15 protein-coding genes are annotated in these 19,081 nt (G+C 55.0%); 9 read left to right on the top strand and 6 right to left on the bottom strand.

From position 1 onward, the window contains the following. The first annotated feature begins 71 nt into the window (after window positions 1-71). The 5 genes from mrcB to fhuB all read left to right on the top strand — a co-directional run bounded on the left by mrcB (window position 72) and on the right by fhuB (window position 8,790). A complete protein-coding gene (mrcB, locus tag EHN07_RS20560) occupies window positions 72-2,606 on the top strand; it encodes a bifunctional glycosyl transferase/transpeptidase (RefSeq protein WP_167467261.1) in 2,535 nt (844 codons plus the stop codon). Window positions 2,607-2,817: 211 nt separating this feature from the next. Further along, entirely contained in the window at window positions 2,818-5,073 is a 2,256-nt protein-coding gene (fhuA, locus tag EHN07_RS00650) for a ferrichrome porin FhuA (RefSeq protein WP_124022309.1), read from the top strand. Window positions 5,074-5,120: 47 nt separating this feature from the next. Then, entirely contained in the window at window positions 5,121-5,918 is a 798-nt protein-coding gene (fhuC, locus tag EHN07_RS00645) for a Fe3+-hydroxamate ABC transporter ATP-binding protein FhuC (protein WP_124022308.1), read from the top strand. An 8-nt stretch (window positions 5,919-5,926) separates the two neighbouring features. Further along, window positions 5,927-6,817, top strand: a complete 891-nt coding sequence (gene fhuD / locus EHN07_RS00640; RefSeq protein ID WP_244202334.1) for a Fe(3+)-hydroxamate ABC transporter substrate-binding protein FhuD — start codon at window positions 5,927-5,929, stop codon at window positions 6,815-6,817. Beyond that, on the top strand, window positions 6,814-8,790 hold the full coding sequence (fhuB, locus tag EHN07_RS00635; RefSeq protein ID WP_124022306.1) for a Fe(3+)-hydroxamate ABC transporter permease FhuB: 1,977 nt from the start codon (window positions 6,814-6,816) through the stop codon (window positions 8,788-8,790). The genes fhuD and fhuB overlap by 4 nt, the downstream gene beginning before the upstream one ends. A gap of 48 nt (window positions 8,791-8,838) precedes the next feature. On the opposite strand, the gene hemL is transcribed toward fhuB, so the two are convergent. Beyond that, entirely contained in the window at window positions 8,839-10,119 is a 1,281-nt protein-coding gene (gene hemL, locus EHN07_RS00630; protein ID WP_124022305.1) for a glutamate-1-semialdehyde 2,1-aminomutase, read from the bottom strand. A 139-nt stretch (window positions 10,120-10,258) separates the two neighbouring features. On the opposite strand from hemL, the gene clcA reads away from it, so the two are divergent. Both clcA and erpA read left to right on the top strand, forming a co-directional pair. Next, window positions 10,259-11,680: a H(+)/Cl(-) exchange transporter ClcA gene (gene clcA / locus EHN07_RS00625; RefSeq protein WP_124022304.1), complete on the top strand. Its 1,422-nt coding sequence runs from the start codon at window positions 10,259-10,261 to the stop codon at window positions 11,678-11,680. A gap of 81 nt (window positions 11,681-11,761) precedes the next feature. Beyond that, window positions 11,762-12,109, top strand: a complete 348-nt coding sequence (gene erpA, locus EHN07_RS00620; RefSeq protein WP_124022303.1) for an iron-sulfur cluster insertion protein ErpA — start codon at window positions 11,762-11,764, stop codon at window positions 12,107-12,109. Window positions 12,110-12,294: 185 nt separating this feature from the next. Here the strand turns inward: erpA and EHN07_RS00615 are convergent, their stop codons facing one another. Genes EHN07_RS00615 through mtnN form a run of 3 tightly spaced genes read right to left on the bottom strand, consistent with a single transcriptional unit; the run spans window position 12,295 to window position 14,427 of the window. Then, window positions 12,295-12,915, bottom strand: a complete 621-nt coding sequence (locus tag EHN07_RS00615; protein WP_124022302.1) for a TRIC cation channel family protein — start codon at window positions 12,913-12,915, stop codon at window positions 12,295-12,297. A 20-nt stretch (window positions 12,916-12,935) separates the two neighbouring features. Continuing rightward, on the bottom strand, window positions 12,936-13,736 hold the full coding sequence (gene btuF, locus EHN07_RS00610) for a vitamin B12 ABC transporter substrate-binding protein BtuF (RefSeq protein ID WP_167467254.1): 801 nt from the start codon (window positions 13,734-13,736) through the stop codon (window positions 12,936-12,938). Then, window positions 13,729-14,427: a 5'-methylthioadenosine/S-adenosylhomocysteine nucleosidase gene (gene mtnN / locus EHN07_RS00605; protein ID WP_124022300.1), complete on the bottom strand. Its 699-nt coding sequence runs from the start codon at window positions 14,425-14,427 to the stop codon at window positions 13,729-13,731. Before mtnN ends, btuF begins: the two co-directional genes overlap by 8 nt. A 78-nt stretch (window positions 14,428-14,505) precedes the next feature. On the opposite strand from mtnN, the gene dgt reads away from it, so the two are divergent. Further along, window positions 14,506-16,020 carry a dGTPase gene (dgt, locus tag EHN07_RS00600; RefSeq protein WP_124022299.1) on the top strand — a complete coding sequence of 505 codons (1,515 nt, stop codon included), beginning with the start codon at window positions 14,506-14,508 and terminating at the stop codon, window positions 16,018-16,020. 143 nt (window positions 16,021-16,163) lie between these two features. Next, complete coding sequence (gene degP / locus EHN07_RS00595; RefSeq protein WP_124022298.1) at window positions 16,164-17,603, top strand: serine endoprotease DegP; 1,440 nt, start codon at window positions 16,164-16,166, stop codon at window positions 17,601-17,603. A 56-nt stretch (window positions 17,604-17,659) separates the two neighbouring features. Here degP and EHN07_RS00590 read toward each other — a convergent pair whose 3' ends face one another. Both EHN07_RS00590 and dapD read right to left on the bottom strand, forming a co-directional pair. Beyond that, entirely contained in the window at window positions 17,660-18,049 is a 390-nt protein-coding gene (locus tag EHN07_RS00590) for a DUF3461 family protein (RefSeq protein WP_124022297.1), read from the bottom strand. A 115-nt stretch (window positions 18,050-18,164) separates the two neighbouring features. Next, the gene (dapD, locus tag EHN07_RS00585) at window positions 18,165-18,989 is read right to left on the bottom strand and encodes a 2,3,4,5-tetrahydropyridine-2,6-dicarboxylate N-succinyltransferase (RefSeq protein WP_124022296.1); all 825 of its coding nucleotides are present in this window, start codon (window positions 18,987-18,989) and stop codon (window positions 18,165-18,167) included. Window positions 18,990-19,081 lie beyond the last annotated feature (92 nt).

Below are 19,081 nucleotides of genomic sequence, written 5' to 3'. Positions count from 1 at the left end.
GATTTCCTCTTTTGCGTTTAGCGAAAGAAAGGAAAATCAGGCCTGGCGCCTTATTTTTGGTGGAGAAAGCAATGGCGGGGAATGACCGCGAACCGATTGGACGTAAAGGAAAACCCACACGTCCCGTAAAAGAGAATGTCAGCCGCCGTCGGGTCCGGGAAGAGGAGTTCGATGCGGATTACGACGATGACTATGATGACGAGGAGCCGATGCCACCACGTAAAGGAAAAGGCAGCGGTAACGGCCGCCCGCCGCGTAAAAAACGCCGCTGGCTGTGGTTCCTGGTAAAACTGTTGGTGGTTTTTGTAGTGCTGTTAGTGATTTACGGCGTCTATCTTGACCAGAAGATCCGCAGCCGTATTGATGGCAAAGTCTGGCAGCTGCCCGCGGCGGTGTATGGCCGGATGGTCAACCTTGAGCCGGATATGCCGTACAGCAAAAAAGAGATGGTTAACCTGCTGGAGGCCACACAGTACCGCCAGGTGACGCGTATGACGCGGCCTGGTGAATTTACGGTGCAGGGCAACAGCATCGAGATGATCCGCCGTCCGTTCGATTTTCCTGACAGTAAAGAAGGGCAGATCCGCGCGCGTCTGGTGTTTGATGGCGACCATCTGGAATCGATCCAGAATATGGATAACAACCGTAGCTTCGGTTTCTTCCGTCTGGATCCGCGCCTGATAACCATGCTCTCTTCACCGAATGGCGAGCAGCGTCTGTTCGTGCCGCGCACCGGTTTCCCGGAGCTGCTGGTTGATACGCTGATCGCCACCGAAGACCGCCATTTCTACGAGCACGATGGGATCAGCTTCTTCTCCATTGGCCGCGCGGTGCTGGCGAACCTGACCGCCGGGCGTACCGTGCAGGGCGCAAGTACGCTGACGCAGCAGTTGGTTAAGAACCTGTTCCTGTCGAGCGAACGTTCTTACTGGCGTAAAGCGAACGAAGCGTACATGGCGCTGATCATGGACGCGCGTTACGGTAAAGATCGCATTCTTGAGCTGTATCTGAACGAGGTGTATCTCGGCCAGAGCGGCGATAACGAGATTCGCGGCTTCCCGCTGGCGAGCCTCTACTACTTTGGCCGTCCGGTAGAAGAGCTGAGCCTTGACCAGCAGGCGCTGCTGGTAGGCATGGTGAAAGGCGCATCGATTTATAACCCGTGGCGTAACCCGAAACTGGCGCTGGAGCGTCGTAACCTGGTGCTGCGCCTGCTGCAAGAGCAGAAGGTTATCGACCAGGAACTTTACGACATGCTGAGCGCGCGCCCCCTGGGTGTTCAGCCGCGCGGTGGTGTGATTTCGCCACAGCCTGCGTTTATGCAGATGGTGCGCAACGAACTCCAGACAAAACTTGGCGATAAAGTTAAAGACCTGTCCGGCGTGAAGATCTTTACTACGTTTGACTCCGTTTCCCAGGATGCGGCAGAAAAAGCGGTGAGAGAAGGGATCCCGGTACTGCGTACTTCCCGTAAGCTGAAAGATCTTGAAGCGGCTATGGTGATTGTTGACCGTTCGACCGGCGAAGTGCGCGCCATGGTTGGCGGCTCAGAAACACAGTTTGCAGGCTTCAACCGTGCGATGCAGGCGCGCCGTTCAATCGGCTCTCTGGCTAAACCTGCGACCTATCTGACGGCGTTAAGCCAGCCGGATAGCTACCGCCTGAATACCTGGATTGCCGATGCGCCTATTGCCCTGAAACAGCCGAATGGGCAAGTGTGGTCACCGCAGAACGACGATCGTCGCTACAGCGGGCAGGTGATGTTAGTCGATGCGCTGGCGCGTTCGATGAACGTGCCAACGGTGAACCTGGGGATGGCGCTGGGCTTGCCTGCGGTCACCGATACCTGGATTAAGCTTGGGGTGCCGAAAGAGCAGCTTCACCCGGTTCCGGCAATGTTGCTGGGGGCGCTGAACCTGACGCCGATTGAGGTAGCTCAGGCCTTCCAGACCATTGCCAGCGGCGGTAATCGCGCCACGCTTTCGGCATTGCGTTCGGTTATCGCCGAAGACGGCACCGTGCTGTATCAAAGCTTCCCGCAGGCCGAACAGGCCGTTCCTCCGCAGGCAGCCTACATGACGCTGTATACCATGCAGCAGGTTATGGCTCGCGGGACGGGGCGTGCGTTAGGCGGAAAATATCCGCAGCTGCATTTAGCGGGTAAAACGGGGACCACTAACAACAACGTGGACACCTGGTTTGCCGGGATTGATGGCAAAGAAGTGACCATCACCTGGGTAGGACGCGATAACAACCAGCCAACCAGGCTGTACGGCGCAAGCGGTGCGATGTCGCTCTATCAGCGCTACCTTGCAAACCAGACGCCAATACCGCTGGTGCTTAACCCGCCGGAAGATATCGTCGATATGGGCGTTGATAGCGCGGGCTACTTCCAGTGTGGCGGCGGTAGCGATCGTGTGCTGCCAGTGTGGACCACCAATCCGGATGGCTTGTGTCAGCAAAGCCAGCAGATTGAGCAGAACAATAACCCGTTTGATCAATCGTCGCAGCAGCCGCAACAACAGCCGCAGCAACAACAGCAACCGCAACCAGAAAAAAGTGATGGTGTTGCCGGTTGGATCAAGGATATGTTCGGCGGGAATTAATACCTGCCGTATTCTGATAAAGCCCCCGTTTTTAACGAGGGCTTTTCTTTTTTGTTAAATCCATGCTGTTTCTCTGGTTAATTATTATTCCCTCACGCTGTGAAGCAGTGTGATCTGCTTGCTATGCGCTTTCCCTTTCGTCTATTATTCTGCGGGCATAATAATAATTATCGTTTACGTTATCATTCGTTACTTCATCAGAGAAACCATCATGGCGCGTTCAATTACTGGACAACCAGTTAATACCTCAATCCGTAAGCTTGCATTTTTTGTTGCCGCCGCCGTCAGTGGCGTGAGCGTACCCGCTTTTGCTGCAGATAACACAACCACCAAAGAAGACACCATCACTGTTTCTTCCACAGCTCCGCAAGAAAGTTCCTGGGGACCTGCGGCCACGATCGCAGCGCGTCAGTCTGCTACCGGGACCAAAACCGATACGCCTATTGAAAAGGTACCTCAGTCTATTTCTGTGGTGACCGCCGAAGAGATGGCGTTGCATCAACCTAGATCGGTGAAAGAAGCATTGAGCTATACCCCAGGCGTTGCAGTAGGAACTCGTGGTGCTTCAAATACCTATGACTATTTGGTGATTCGCGGATTTGCGGCCGATGGTCAGAGTCAGAATAACTACCTCGATGGTATGAAGATGCAGGGCAACTTCTATAACGACGCGGTGGTAGATCCTTATATGCTGGAGCGCGCTGAAATCATGCGTGGCCCGGTTTCCGTTCTGTACGGAAAAAGCAGCCCTGGTGGTTTGTTGAACATGGTAAGTAAGCGCCCAACCACTGAGCCGCTGAAAGAAATTCAGTTCAAAATGGGAACAAATAGTCTGTTCCAGACCGGTTTTGATTTCAGCGATGCTCTGGATGATGATGGCGTGTATTCATATCGTTTAACCGGTCTGGCGCGTTCAGCTAATGCACAGCAGGAAGGCGCGGAAGAACAGCGTTATACCATCGCGCCGTCTTTCTCATGGCGTCCGGATGACAAAACTAACTTTACCTTCTTGTCTTACTTCCAGAACGAACCGGAAACTGGTTACTACGGCTGGCTACCAAAAGAGGGAACGGTCGAACCGCTGCCAAACGGCGATCGTCTGTCTACTGACTTCAATGAAGGCGCGAAGAATAACACCTATTCTCGTAATGAGAAAATGGTCGGCTACAGCTTCGACCACGAATTCAACGATACCTTCGCGGTGCGTCAGAACCTGCGTTACGCGCAAGTTAAAGTGTCGCAGAATAGCGTGTACGGTTATGGGATGTGTTCTGACCCGCTTTACACCGGCGATCCGGCTAACGGCCCATGCGCAACCATCGCGCCGTCAGAATGGGGCCACACCCTGACGCGCCGTTATGTGGACGACTACGAGAAATTAGAAAACTTCGCGGTTGATACCCAATTGCAAAGCACCTTTGCTACCGGCTCCGTGGACCACACCCTGCTGACTGGCGTCGACTTTATGCGCATGCGTAACGACATCAACTCTTGGTTTGGCTGGGCGGGTTCTGTGGCTTCATCGGATATCAATGACCTTGACCGCAGTGACTTTGATTTTGGCGCTCACCCCGGCCCAGGTAAGGCTTACCGGGTGCTGAATAAGCAGAAACAGACCGGCGTGTACGTGCAGGATCAGGCGCAGTGGGACAAGGTGCTGGTGACCCTGGGCGGCCGTTACGACTGGGCGGAGCAGGATTCGCTGGATCGTGAAGAGGATGTCCAGCACTCGCGCAATGATAACGAGTTTACCTGGCGCGGCGGTGTTAACTACCTGTTCGACAACGGCGTGACCCCGTACTTCAGCTACAGCGAGTCTTTCGAACCGGCTTCTACCGTGGGCCAGAATGGCAGCATCTTCGCGCCGTCGAAAGGCAAACAGTACGAAGCGGGCGTGAAGTACGTACCGGAAGACCGTCCTGTCGTGCTGACCGGCGCGGTGTATCAGCTCACCAAAACCAACAACCTGATGGCTGACCCTGCGGGCTCATTCTTCTCGGTTGAAGGTGGCGAAATTCGTGCGCGTGGTGTTGAAGTTGAAGCGAAAGCGGCACTGTCTGCGAGCGTAAACGTAGTAGGTTCTTACACCTACACCGAGGCTGAGTACACCACAGATACCAACTACAAAGGCAACACGCCAGCACAGGTGCCAAAACATATGGCTTCACTGTGGGCCGACTACACCTTCTTTGATGGAGCACTGTCTGGTCTGACTTTAGGCACTGGCGGACGCTTTACCGGCTCCAGCTATGGCGACCCGGCGAACTCCTTCAAAGTGGGAAGTTATACTGTAGTCGATGCCTTGGTGCGCTACGATCTGGCGCGTGTTGGCATGGCTGGTTCCAACGTAGCTGTTCACGTCAATAACCTGTTCGATCGTGAATACGTTGCCAGCTGCTTCAATACTTACGGTTGCTTCTGGGGCGCAGAGCGTCAGGTGGTTGCGACGGCAACCTTCCGCTTCTAAGTGTATTCGGGCACGGTTCGCCGTGCCCATCAACCAAGATGGCTACCATGCAGGACAAACACCTTCATCCCGATACCACGTTTAGCCTGGCTGACGTAACCTTTCGCGTACCCGGCCGCACGCTTCTCCACCCTCTGACGATGACCTTTCCGGTTGGCAAAGTCACGGGCCTGATTGGCCACAATGGCTCCGGCAAATCGACATTGCTGAAAATGCTGGGGCGCCACCAGAAATCCTCTGCCGGGGAGATCAACCTTAACGATCGGGCTCTGGATAGCTGGAGCAGCAAGGAGTTTGCGCGCAAAGTCGCCTATTTGCCGCAGCAGCTCCCGGCAGCAGAAGGTATGACGGTGCGTGAGCTGGTGGCGATTGGTCGTTACCCGTGGCACGGCGCGCTTGGCCGTTTTGGCGCAGCCGACAGGGAACTGGTGGAAGAGGCCATTACGCTGGTCGGGCTGAAACCTTTTGCCCATCGCCTGGTAGACAGCCTCTCCGGCGGCGAACGCCAGCGGGCGTGGATTGCCATGCTGGTGGCGCAGGACAGCCGCTGCCTGCTGCTGGATGAACCGACCTCGGCGCTGGATATCGCCCACCAGGTGGACGTGCTGGCGCTTATTCATCGTCTGAGCCAGCAGCGAGGGCTGACGGTGATTGCCGTTCTGCACGATATCAATATGGCGGCTCGCTACTGTGATCGCCTCGTGGCGCTGCGCGCTGGTGAAATGATTGCCCAGGGCAGCCCGGCTGAATTAATGCAAAGCGCCACGCTTGAGCAGATTTACGGTATTCCAATGGGCATTCTGCCACATCCGGCGGGCGCGGCTCCGGTAAGCTTTGTCTACTGATGAGCGAGCTGATTAATCCTTTGATAAGCCGTCGCCAGCTGCTGGCGGCGCTGGCGCTCTCTCCGTTATTGTTCAAAATGGATAATACGCACGCGGCTGTAATCGATCCGCAGCGTATTGTGGCGCTGGAATGGCTGCCGGTAGAGCTGATACTGGCGCTTGGCGTCACGCCGTATGCCATGGCGGATATCGCTAATTACCAGACCTGGGTCGGCGAGCCAAAATTGCCGGATGGCATTATTGACGTGGGTTTGCGTACCGAGCCTAATCTTGAGCTGCTCACGCAGTTAAAACCCTCGCTGATTCTCTATTCCGCAGGCTATGGCCCGTCGCCGGAAAAGATGGCGCGTATTGCACCAGGTTTGGGGTTCAATTTTAACGATGCCTCCGGCAAACCGCTGTCCGTGGCTCGTCAGTCCTTAACCGAACTGGGTGAGATGCTGGGTATGCAGCAGGCGGCAAGCGATCACCTGCTGAAGTTCGACCAGTTTATTGAGCGGATGAAGCCCCGCTTTGCCGGACGCGGCGATAAACCCGTGTTGCTGATGACGCTGTTAGATCCCCGCCATGCGTTGATTATCGGCAAAAGCAGTCTGTTCCAACAGGTCATGGATCTGCTGGGCGTGAAAAACGCATGGTCCGGCGAAACTAATTTCTGGGGCAGCGCGGTAGTGGGGCTTGAGCGCCTGGCCGCCGTTAAAGATGCCGACGTTATCTGTTTTGATCACAATAACGATGCAGAAATGGCGCGCGTAGCGGCAACGCCGCTGTGGAAGGCGATGCCGTTCGTGCGGCAAAACCGTTTCCAGCGTGTGCCGGCAGTATGGCTTTATGGGGCGACGCTCTCCGCTATGAATTTCACCACCATGCTGGCTAAAGCCATAGGGAGCCGGGCATGAGACATCGCTATGCTTTGTTCCCGGCGCTGCTGTTATCGCTGCTATTTGTTATTGCCAGCGTCTTAACCCTGCACAACCTGAATGCGCAACTGCCTTCTGCGCTGTGGAGCGCCGCCTGGTGGCAGCCCAATATTGATGACATCAACCAGATGTTATTCCACTACAGCTTGCTGCCGCGGCTGGCCATTTCTTTGCTGGTTGGGGCAGGGCTTGGGCTGGTGGGCGTGCTGTTCCAGCAGGTTTTGCGTAACCCGCTTGCCGAGCCAACCACGCTTGGGGTGGCGAGCGGCGCGCAGTTAGGGATTACCGTGGCGACGCTGTGGGCGCTGCCCGGCGGCTTTGCAACGCAACAATTTGCCGCGTTAATCGGCGCAGGCGTAGTTGGTTTACTGGTCTTCGGTGTCGCCTGGGGGAAACGTCTGTCGCCTGTAACGCTGATCCTGGCCGGTCTGGTGCTGAGCCTGTACTGCGGCGCGGTGAATCAACTGCTGGCTATCTTCCATCATGACCAGCTGCAGAACATGTTCCTGTGGAGCACCGGTTCGCTGAACCAGCAGGACTGGAATATCGTTAACGACCTGTGGCCGCGCCTTGTCGGTGGTTTGTTATTAACGCTGTTGCTGCTGCGCCCGCTCACATTGATGGGGCTTGACGATGGCGTGGCGCGTAACCTGGGTCTGGCGTTATCCATGGTGCGCCTGGCGACGCTGGTGCTGGCTATCGCCATTAGTGCGCTGCTGGTTAATGCGGTCGGGATTATCGGCTTTATCGGCCTGTTTGCTCCGCTGCTGGCGAAAATGTTGGGTGCGCGCCGGCTGGTGGCGAGATTATTCCTCGCGCCGCTGATCGGGGCATTGATTCTGTGGCTGTCGGATCAATCCGTTATCTGGCTTGCCAGCGCGTGGCGTGAAATTTCTACCGGTACGGTAACGGCTCTGATTGGTGCGCCGTTGCTGCTGTGGCTGCTGCCGCGGTTGCGAACTGTGGGTCAGCCCGCGATGAACCAGGGCGATAACGTTCCCGCTGAGCGCCAGCATTTAGGCTGGTGGCTGTTAATTGGCAGCGGCGTGCTGGCGTTGGTTATCGTTACTGCGCTAACGCTGGGGCGCGATGCCCACAGCTGGAACTGGGCGATGTTCCATGATTTATTGCAGTGGCGCTGGCCGCGCGTATTAGCCGCCCTCACGGCGGGCATGATGCTGGCGGTGGCGGGTAGTGTGATTCAGCGTTTGACGGGCAATGCCATGGCAAGCCCTGAAGTGTTAGGGATCAGCTCTGGCGCAGCTTTCGGCGTGGTGGTGATGCTGTTCATCGTGCCGGGAAATGCCTTCGGGTGGCTATTCCCGGCGGGCAGCCTCGGAGCGGCAGTCACGCTTCTGGTGATTATGGTGACTGCCAGCCGTGGCGGTTTTTCGCCGCAGCGCATGCTGCTGGCGGGGATGGCGCTGAGCACCGCGTTTACCATGTTGCTAATGCTGTTGATGGCGAGCGGCGACCCGCGGATGGCGGGGATCCTCACCTGGATTTCCGGTTCAACCTATAACGTAACCGGCGACCAGGCCGTCAGAACGCTTATCCTGATGGTGATTTTATTTGCCCTGACGCCGCTGTGTCGCCGTTGGCTAACAATACTTCCGCTAGGTGGAGCGACCGCGCGCGCCATCGGTATGGCGCTGACGCCATCTCGTTTTGCGCTGTTATTATTGGCGGCAACGTTAACCGCAGCCGCGACTATGACCGTCGGCCCGCTAAGTTTTGTTGGCTTAATGGCGCCGCATATTGCGCGCATGCTGGGGTTCAGGCGTGCGATGCCGCAGCTGATGATGTCGGCGTTATTAGGTGGCATGCTGATGGTGGCGGCGGACTGGTGCGGGAGAATGATTTTGTTCCCGGATCAGGTTCCAGCCGGGTTGCTGGCGACGTTTATCGGCGCGCCATACTTCATCTATTTGCTGCGTAAGCAGACGCGGTAAGTTTTGCCCTCACCCGGCCCTCAGGAGAGGGTCGGGTGAGGAGGCAAATTAAAGCTTCGCAAACGCCCGACGCGCGGCATCGATGGTCTTCTGAATATCTTCTTTCGAATGCGCGACTGACATAAAGCCTGCTTCAAACGCGGACGGTGCCAGGTAAACGCCTTCTTCCAGCATCAGGTGGAAGAACTTCTTAAAGCGCTCCACGTCACACGCCATCACGTCCTGATAGCACGTCACAGACTGCGCGTCGGTGAAGAATAAGCCGAACATGCCGCCAACGTTGTTCACGACCAGCGAAATGTTTTCCTCTTTCGCCGCCTTCAGCAACCCATCAGCCAGCATTTCGGTCAGCTCGGTTAACGTCTGGTGAACGCCTGGCTGGGCAACTTCCGTCAGACAGGCGAAACCTGCGGCCATGGCGATTGGGTTACCGGAGAGCGTCCCCGCCTGATAAACCGGGCCGGTTGGTGCCAGCGCGTCCATGATTTCACGACGGCCGCCGAATGCGCCTACAGGCATGCCGCCGCCGATGATTTTGCCCAGACAGGTTAAATCTGGCTCGACGCCGTAATAAGACTGCGCGCCCGCCAGGGCAACACGGAAGCCGGTCATCACTTCGTCGATAATCAACAGGGCGCCAAACTCATCACACAGGGCGCGTAATCCCGGCAGGAACCCCTCGTCTGGAGGTATACAGTTCATATTGCCGGCGACAGGCTCCACGATAATGCAGGCGATATCTTGCGGATACTGCTCGAACGCTGCGCGTACGGAAGCGAGATCGTTATAGGTGCAGGTGAGGGTGTGTTTAGCAAAATCAGCTGGAACGCCCGGTGAATTTGGCTGGCCGAGGGTCAGTGCGCCGGAGCCCGCTTTCACCAGCAGGCAGTCGGCGTGGCCGTGGTAGCAGCCTTCGAATTTGATGATTTTATCGCGCCCGGTGAAGCCACGCGCCAGGCGAATGGCGCTCATGGTGGCTTCGGTGCCGGAGTTCACCATGCGCACCATATCCATAGTGGGCACCAGCTCGGTGACCAGCTCGGCCATTTTGACTTCCATTGCGGTTGGCGCGCCAAAGCTCAGGCCACGCTCAACGGCTTCGATGACCGCATTGCGGATCGCCGGATGGTTATGACCCAGCACCATTGGTCCCCATGAACCGACGTAATCGATATAGGCTTTGCCGTCTGCGTCATACAGGTAAGCCCCGTCAGCGCGTTCGATAAACAGCGGCACGCCGCCGACGCCGGTAAAAGCACGAACCGGTGAGTTCACCCCGCCCGGGATGACTTTACGTGCGGCAGCGTACAGATTTTCTGACTTACTCATGAATCGGCTCCTGATTCGTGGAAATAGTGATAACGCGCTATTCTAAGGGAAACCCGCGAAGTTATGAAAGTTTTGCCCAAACGCCCCGAGAGAGTAGAATGCCCGCCTCGATTTGTATTACCAATAAATGATTAGCCTAATGAATCACTCCCATCCCACTTTCGAAACACAGCAGGTTATGCGTTTACGCCGGGGCGACATGGTGCGTCGCCTGATTCGACAGGATAAAACCCCGGTAGCGATTCTTTTTATGGCCGCGATAGTAGGGACGTTAGCCGGTTTGGTGGGTGTCGCCTTTGAAAAGGCGGTGACCTGGGTGCAACAAAATCGCCTGGCGATGCTGGCCCATGTGGCCGATAGCAGCCTGATTGTCTGGCCGTTAGCATTTATTAGCTCAATGCTGTTGGCGATGCTTGGCTATTTTCTGGTGCGCCGCTATGCGCCTGAAGCGGGCGGCTCGGGCATTCCCGAAATTGAAGGCGCGCTGGAAGAGTTACGTCCGGTGCGCTGGTGGCGCGTCATTCCGGTAAAGTTTATCGGTGGCATGGGAACGCTCGGTGCGGGTATGGTGCTTGGGCGCGAAGGCCCAACGGTGCAGCTGGGGGGCAATATCGGCCGCATGGTGCTGGATATCTTCCGGCTCAGAGGTGCTGAAGCGCGCCATTCACTGCTGGCAACCGGTGCCGCAGCTGGCTTATCCGCTGCGTTTAATGCGCCGCTGGCGGGCATCCTGTTTATCATTGAAGAGATGCGCCCGCAGTTCCGCTACAACCTGATTTCGATAAAAGCCGTGTTTATCGGCGTGATTATGTCGAGCGTGGTGTTCCGTATTTTCAATGGCGAGAATGCCGTTATTGAAGTCGGGAAGCTGTCTAATGCGCCGGTCAACACGCTGTGGCTGTATCTGGTGCTGGGGATGGTGTTCGGCATTGTCGGCGTATTCTTTAACGCGATGGTGTTCCGTACCCAGCATATGTTCCAGCGCCTCCACGGTGGTAACCTGAAAAAATGGGTGATCGTCGGTGGGTTGCTGGGGGGCGTATGCGGGGTTCTGGGGCTGATCCAGCCCGCAGCCGCGGGCGGTGGCTTTAACCTCATCCCTATTGCTGCAGCCGGTAATTACACTCTCGGTATGCTGCTGTTTATTTTTATTGCCCGCGTGATTACCACACTGCTGTGCTTCTCTTCCGGCGCGCCAGGCGGAATTTTTGCGCCAATGCTGGCATTGGGAACGCTGCTGGGCACCGCATTTGGTATGGCGAGTGCCGCCTGGTTCCCTGCCTATCATCTTGACGTTGGGACATTTGCGATAGCCGGAATGGGGGCGTTATTTGCCGCATCGGTGCGTGCGCCCTTGACCGGTATTGTGCTGGTTCTGGAAATGACGGACAATTATCAGCTCATTCTGCCAATGATTATTACCTGCCTTGGCGCGACACTACTGGCACAGTTTCTGGGTGGGAAACCGCTATACTCCTCGATTCTTGCGCGCACGCTTGCGCAACAGGAAGCGCAAAAACAGACCAAAGAGCAGCAAACCCCGGGCGGGGAGAATACTTGAACGATTTACTCAGGTATTAGATAATGACGCCAAAGACTGGGTTAAATTTTACCCGACTTCTTATTTCGTTGGGAGCAAAAAATGAGTGATGACGTAGCCGTGCTGCCGTTGCAGTTTACCGAAGCCGCAGCCAATAAAGTAAAAAACCTGATCGCAGATGAAGAGAACCCCAATCTGAAACTGCGCGTTTACATCACCGGTGGTGGTTGCAGCGGCTTCCAGTATGGTTTTACCTTTGACGATCGGATTAACGACGGCGATATGACTATCGAGAAGCAAGGTGTTGCTTTGGTTGTTGACCCGATGAGCCTGCAATATCTGGTTGGTGGTGCGGTGGATTACACCGAAGGTCTGGAAGGTTCGCGTTTTGTGGTGACCAACCCGAACGCCAAAAGCACCTGCGGGTGTGGTTCCTCGTTCAGCGTTTAAACCTGCATACTTCAAGCTGCAGATGCGTTGGCTAAACCCGTTCGCCCCAGTCACATAGTTATCTATGCTGCTGGGGAGTCACGGCTTTGTCGCCTTTCTGCAACTCGAATTATTCGGTTTAAATGGTTAGTTATAAAATTCTTGTAGGCCGGATAAGCAACAGCGCCATCCGGCTTTTTTATTCTCTATTGCCGGTCATCGAGCGCAAACGTCGGCAATTTAAGATGCCAACGAATCGCGGCCAGACGAATCGCCAGCGTGACGACCATACCAATCATACTGGCTTGCTCTAACGGCACGTGGAACGTGTAGTAAGCGGTAGCGTGAACAATGCCGCCTGCGATACAGGCGGTGGCGTAGATTTCGGTACGCAGGATCATCGGAATTTCGCGCGCTAAAACGTCACGAATGATCCCGCCGCCCACGCCGGTCAGCACCCCCATGCAGATAGCAACCAGCGGACTGGCGCCTGCCAGAAACGCCTTGTTCACCCCAATGCCGACAAACACCGCCAGACCGACGGCGTCCAGCACCGGCAAAATCCATTTCGGCAGGCGACGTGGCTGACGCACCAGCAGAATGGTCAACATACAGGTGACCATCGCTACCACTAAATCGGTGGGATCTTTAACCCAGAATACCGGGCCGTTATCCAGCGCCATATCGCGAATGGTGCCACCGCCAACGGCTGTTACCACGCCCAGCACCAGCACGCCGAACGGGTCCATACGGAGTTTTCCTGCCAGCAGCACCCCGGAAATGGCAAAGACGGCTGTGCCAATAATGTCCAGCCAATAGACGAGCATATCAACTATCCTCTTAAAGTTTATTTTTCTGCCAGCTCCTGACAGAGCTGTTTTGCGGCGAGGATAATACGCGGGCCTGAGCGGCTAAACCAGTCATCATTCACGGCAATAACCGGTATTTTTAGCTGGGTATTCCAGAATTGCCTCACCGAGGGGATCTGAGTTTCATCGCCAGCGATAATAATAGCCTGCGGGCGGCGGCTCAGCACCTGCTCGCGGCTCACCTGCGGCCAGGGAACCCGGCTATCTGCAAAGATATTTTGCCCGCCGCACACTTCCAGAATTTGGTGCTGAATCGAGCCTGGACCCGAGGTAAACAGCGGCTGCTGGCCAAATTGCAGGAAGACTTTTTTCGGCGTGTGCCGGGCGTATTTCGCTTTCAATTCGGCAAACTCTTGCGCCAGCTTTGCTGCGGCCTGGCTTGCGGTTTCGGGCGTTGGGCTGTACTGGCCTAGCTGACGCAGGGCGGCAACCACGCCTGCCACGCTGGTGGGATCAAGCCAGACGACGTTGATTCCTAAAGCCTGCAGTTGATTGACCTGGCGTTCCGCATTGCCGCCACGCCAGGCGAGCACCACGTCGGGTTTCAGCGCCACGATGCGTTCGAGGTTCATCCCCTGCCAGTTTGAGACCTGCTCAAGCTTTTTGGCCGCTTCCGGATAGTTCGACCACGTACTGACGGCTACAGGCGTAATACCGGCGGCAAATGCCAGCTCGGTATTACTCGGTGACAGTGAGATAACCCGCGGTGCGGCAAGCAGCAGCGCCGGGATACAACACAGCAGCGCGGTGATACCGCGCCAGAAGTTCTTCTTAACCACGGGCCAGTTTCTGCACCAGTTTTTCAACCATCAGCGTGGACTGCTTCGCCGCAACCACCAGGAACTCTTCAAAGCTCAGGTGAGACTGCTGGTCAGCCACATCGGAGATAGCGCGAACCACGACAAACGGCGTGGTGAAGTTATGGCAAACGTGGGCAACGGCAGTCGCTTCCATTTCCACCGCCACGGCCTGCGGGAAGTGATGGCGGATCTTTTCCAGCGCCGCAGATCCGTTTATAAACGCATCGCCGCTGACAACCAGGCCACGAACGGCATTCAGGTTCAGCTCGGCAATACACTCTTCGGCGGCAGCAATCAGTTGCGCATCAGCAGCAAAACCTGCCGGGCAGCCTGGCAATTGACCAAATTCATAGCCAAACGCGGTGACGTCAGCATCGTGATAACGCGCTTCATCAGAAACCACGATATCGCCCACTTTCAGCGTGGGGGCGAGGCCGCCCGCAGAACCGGTATTGATCACCACATCTGGTTTGCAACGCTCAAGCAGAAGCGTTGCCCCCATTGCCGCGGCGACTTTACCGATACCTGATTTCAGCAAAGCCACTTCAACGCCATTGAGCGTGCCGGTGTAAATTTCACACCCGGCCAGGGTCAGAGTTTGACGGTTTTCAATTTTGTCACGCAGCAGCGTAACTTCTTCTTCCATTGCCCCAATAATGCCTACTTTCATGGTGATACTCGCTAAAGTTATAAATCAGATGCATAGTCTATCACGGCAAACTGTAGAGATAACGGCGAAGGAGAGGGCATGAGTGAGATAGATTTCCGCAGGAAAATTAACTGGCACCGCCGTTTCCGCTCCCCTGAAGGGCAGAAGAACGAACATGAAATCCTGCGTATTTTTGAAAGCGACCGCGGGCGGATTGTTAATTCTCCGGCCATCCGTCGTTTACAGCAGAAAACCCAGGTTTTTCCTCTGGAGCGTAACGCCTCTGTGCGCACGCGGCTGACCCATTCTATGGAAGTCCAGCAGGTCGGGCGCTATATCGCCAAAGAGGTGTTGAGCCGCCTGAAAGAGCAGCAGGACCTTGAGCGTTATGGTTTGCATGAGCTCAGCGGCCCGTTTGAAAGCATCGTTGAAATGGCGTGCCTGATGCACGACATCGGTAATCCGCCATTTGGTCATTTTGGCGAGTCGGCGATCAATGACTGGTTCCGCCAGCGCCTGTTTCCCGGTGATGCCGGCAGCCAGCCGCGTAGCGACGATCGTTGCCGGGTAGAAGTGCTGCGCCTGCGTGAAGGTGAAGATCAGATTAATAGTTTGCGCTACAAGGTTCGTCAGGATCTCTGCCATTTTGAAGGTAATGCGCAGGGTATTCGCCTGGTGCACAGCCTGTTACGCATGAATCTGACCTGGGCGCAGGTGGGCTGCATTCTGAAATATACCCGTCCTGCCTGGTTTGTCGGCGAACCGCCGAAAAGTCACGCTTATCTGATGAAAAAGCCCGGTTTCTATCTTTCTGAAGCTTCATATATTGCGCGTTTACGTGCCGAGCTGGAGCTGGGTGAATACAGCCGTTTTCCGCTGACGTGGATTATGGAAGCGGCGGACGATATTTCTTACTGCGTGGCGGATCTCGAAGATGCGGTCGAAAAGCGTATTTGCAGCGTTGAGCAGCTTTATCAGCACCTGCGTGATGCCTGGGGCGAACATAGAACAGGCGATCTGTTTGAGCGCGTCGTCAACGAAGCATGGGAAAAATCCCGCACCAATCAGATGCGCCGCAGTACAGAAGATCAATTCTTTATGTATCTGCGCGTCAACACCTTAAACCAGCTGGTGCCTTACGCGGCCCAGCGCTTTATCGATAATCTCGCTGAGGTATTTAGCGGCGAGTTCAATCATGCCCTGCTTGAAGATGACAGCCCGTTTGCACGCCTGCTCGAGCTCTATAAACGAGTGGCGTTTAAACATGTGTTTAGTCACCCGGAAGTTGAACAGCTCGAATTACAAGGCTATCGCGTTATCAGCGGGTTACTTGATATTTACAGTCCCTTGCTCCATATATCAGCTGAGGATTTTGCTGAACTGGTGGAAAAAGAGAGTTTACGTCGTCTGCCGATTGAGACGCGTTTGTTCCATAAACTATCGACAAAACATCGGCTTGCTTATATTGAGGCCGTTAATGATTTGACGCCGTCAGCCAGTGATTTTGCGGTATGGGAATATTACTACCGCTGTCGCCTGATTCAGGATTACATCAGTGGAATGACGGACTTATTCGCCTGGGATGAGTATCGCCGCCTGATGGCTGTGGAATGAACGCGCCGCTGAGTTTTGTAAAGACAGACAATAAATTTTTACTTTTTCCAGTGACTTAACGGCGGAACTTAGCGCCTCAATTGTTACTCTATATTGGCCTACACAGCAATTTTGCGTGACTGATTAACTTGAGACTGAAATCGATGAAAAAAACAACTTTAGCAATGAGCGCGCTGGCTCTGAGCCTGGGTCTGGCGCTGGGTCCTGTATCTGCTATCGCTGCCCAGACGGCTTCTTCTGCCACTGCGGCACAGCCGCTTCCAAGCCTTGCCCCAATGCTGGAAAAAGTGATGCCTTCCGTAGTGAGCATTAACGTTGAAGGCAGCACCACGGTTAATACTCCGCGCATGGGGCGCAATTTCCAGCAGTTCTTTGGTGATAATTCACCTTTCTGTCAGGAGGGATCTCCGTTCCAGAGCTCGCCATTCTGCCAGGGCGGCGGGGCTGATAATGGCGCCCAGGGCGGCCAGCAGCAGAAGTTTGCCGCACTGGGTTCTGGCGTGATTATTGACGCAGCAAAAGGCTACGTGGTGACTAACAATCACGTTGTTGATAACGCAACCAAAATCCAGGTTTCCCTGAGCGACGGCCGCAAGTTCGAAGCGAAAGTGGTGGGTAAAGATCCGCGTTCTGATATCGCCTTGCTGCAGCTGCAGGATCCGAAAAACCTGACCGCGATTAAAATGGCGGACTCGAATACGCTGCGCGTGGGCGATTATACCGTCGCTATCGGTAACCCGTATGGCCTGGGTGAAACCGTGACCTCCGGTATTGTTTCCGCGTTGGGCCGTAGCGGCCTGAACATTGAAAACTATGAAAACTTTATTCAGACCGATGCGGCAATTAACCGCGGTAACTCCGGCGGCGCGCTGGTTAACCTCAACGGTGAGCTGATCGGGATTAACACCGCTATCCTTGCCCCGGACGGCGGTAACATCGGGATCGGTTTTGCTATTCCAAGCAATATGGTGAAAAACCTGACCGCGCAGATGGTGCAGTATGGCCAGGTTCGTCGCGGTGAGCTGGGAATTATGGGCACCGAACTCAACTCTGAGCTGGCGAAAGCGATGAAAGTCGATGCGCAACGTGGCGCATTTGTCAGCCAGGTGATGCCAAACTCCTCTGCGGCAAAAGCGGGTATTAAAGCCGGTGATGTGGTGGTTTCCATGAACGGTAAGGCGATTAGCAGCTTTGCGGCACTGCGGGCAGAAGTCGGCTCTATGCCGGTCGGCAGCAAACTCACTCTTGGCCTGCTGCGCGACGGTAAACCGCTCTCGGTCAATCTGGAGCTGCAGCAAAGCAGCCAGACTCAGGTTGATTCCGCCACCCTCTTTACCGGCATTGAAGGGGCTGAAATGAGCAACCGCAGCGGTAAAAATGAGAGAGGGGTTATTGTTAATAGCGTGAAGGGCAACAGCCCGGCGGCACGTATTGGCCTGAAAAAAGGTGACATCATCATTGGGGTTAACCAGCAGCCGGTGAACAATATTGCTGAACTGCGTAAAATTCTCGATACCAAACCGTCGGTGATGGCGCTTAACATCCAGCGCGGTGATTCGACTATCTACCTGCTGATGCAGTAATCGCAGCTGTTTGATTTTGTGAAATAACAAGGGCCGCCGATTGCGGCCCTTTGGCATTATTTGTTGCGGGTAAGCTTTTCCAGATCGGACTCGATCTCGGTAATTTTATGCGCGACTACCGATTCCAGATGGCGCAGATCGTCAAGGATTTTGCGTTTCAGATCGACTTCAGTGCGATCGCGCTGGCAAAGCTGATCTAATTCATCGATCACATAGCGCAGATTCGGGCTAATCTCCTGCACTTCTTTGTAACCCTGGCCGACACCATCGGCCACGACAGTTTTTCGCTGGCGTGGGTACTTAAACTTCACGCTTTTGGCAAAAAACTCGCCCTTATCCTTCTGGAAATAGATTTTCAGGATATCGTTGTTGGCTTCCTGCCGGAGGCTATAACGATCGATTTCATCAGGATTGGTAATACCCAGACTTTTCAGATTATCGTACATAGTGTTACCTTTTGCGATATCAGCATCATTAACCTTTAGATAATTAACGGAAAAATCCATTTCCGCCAGCCCAGAATGCTAAAAAGGCGGGACAGCCCGCCTTTTGCACATTTTTTTAGTCGATAGTGCGAAGCAGCTCGTTGATGCCCACTTTGCCACGGGTTTTCGCATCGACTTTTTTCACGATAACGGCACAGTAGAGGCTGTATTTACCATCTTTAGACGGCAGGTTACCGGAAACCACCACGGAACCCGCAGGCACGCGGCCATAATGCACTTCGCCCGTTTCACGGTCATAAATACGGGTGCTCTGGCCGATGTAGACGCCCATGGAAATCACCGAACCTTCTTCCACGATCACGCCTTCAACCACTTCGGAACGCGCGCCGATAAAGCAGTTATCTTCGATGATAGTTGGGTTTGCCTGTAATGGCTCCAGAACGCCGCCGATGCCCACGCCCCCGGACAGGTGCACGTTTTTACCGATCTGCGCGCAAGAGCCGACTGTCGCCCAGGTATCAACCATTGAGCCTTCATCAACGTATGCGCCGATGTTGACGTAAGAAGGCATCAGCACGGTGTTGCGTGCGATGTATGCGCCCTGGCGGACGGCCGCCGGTGGCACAACGCGGAAACCTTCTTTCTGGAAACGCGCTGCGTCGTAGTTGGCGAATTTCATCGGCACTTTGTCGAAGTAGCGGCTTTCAGCGCCATCAATAACCTGGTTGTCATTGATACGGAAAGAGAGCAGAACGGCTTTCTTCAGCCACTGGTGGGTCACCCACTGGCCATCAATTTTTTCAGCAACGCGCAGCGCGCCGCTGTCGAGCAGGGAGATGACCTGATTTACCGCTTCACGAGTCACGGTATCTGCATTTGCCGGAGTAATGTCGGCGCGGCGCTCGAAAGCGGTTTCAATAACGTTTTGTAGCTGCTGCATTGTTAAAGTTTTCCTGATTGTGACATTACCCTTCATCCTTCAAGCTGCAGGGGTGTTGGCTGCACTCACTCACCCGAATCACTTACTTAAGT

Source organism: Buttiauxella warmboldiae, assembly GCF_003818135.1.
Taxonomy (GTDB): domain Bacteria; phylum Pseudomonadota; class Gammaproteobacteria; order Enterobacterales; family Enterobacteriaceae; genus Buttiauxella; species Buttiauxella warmboldiae.
Note: the sequence above shows the minus strand (reverse complement) of the source record. Positions and strands in the feature narration are given on the sequence as shown.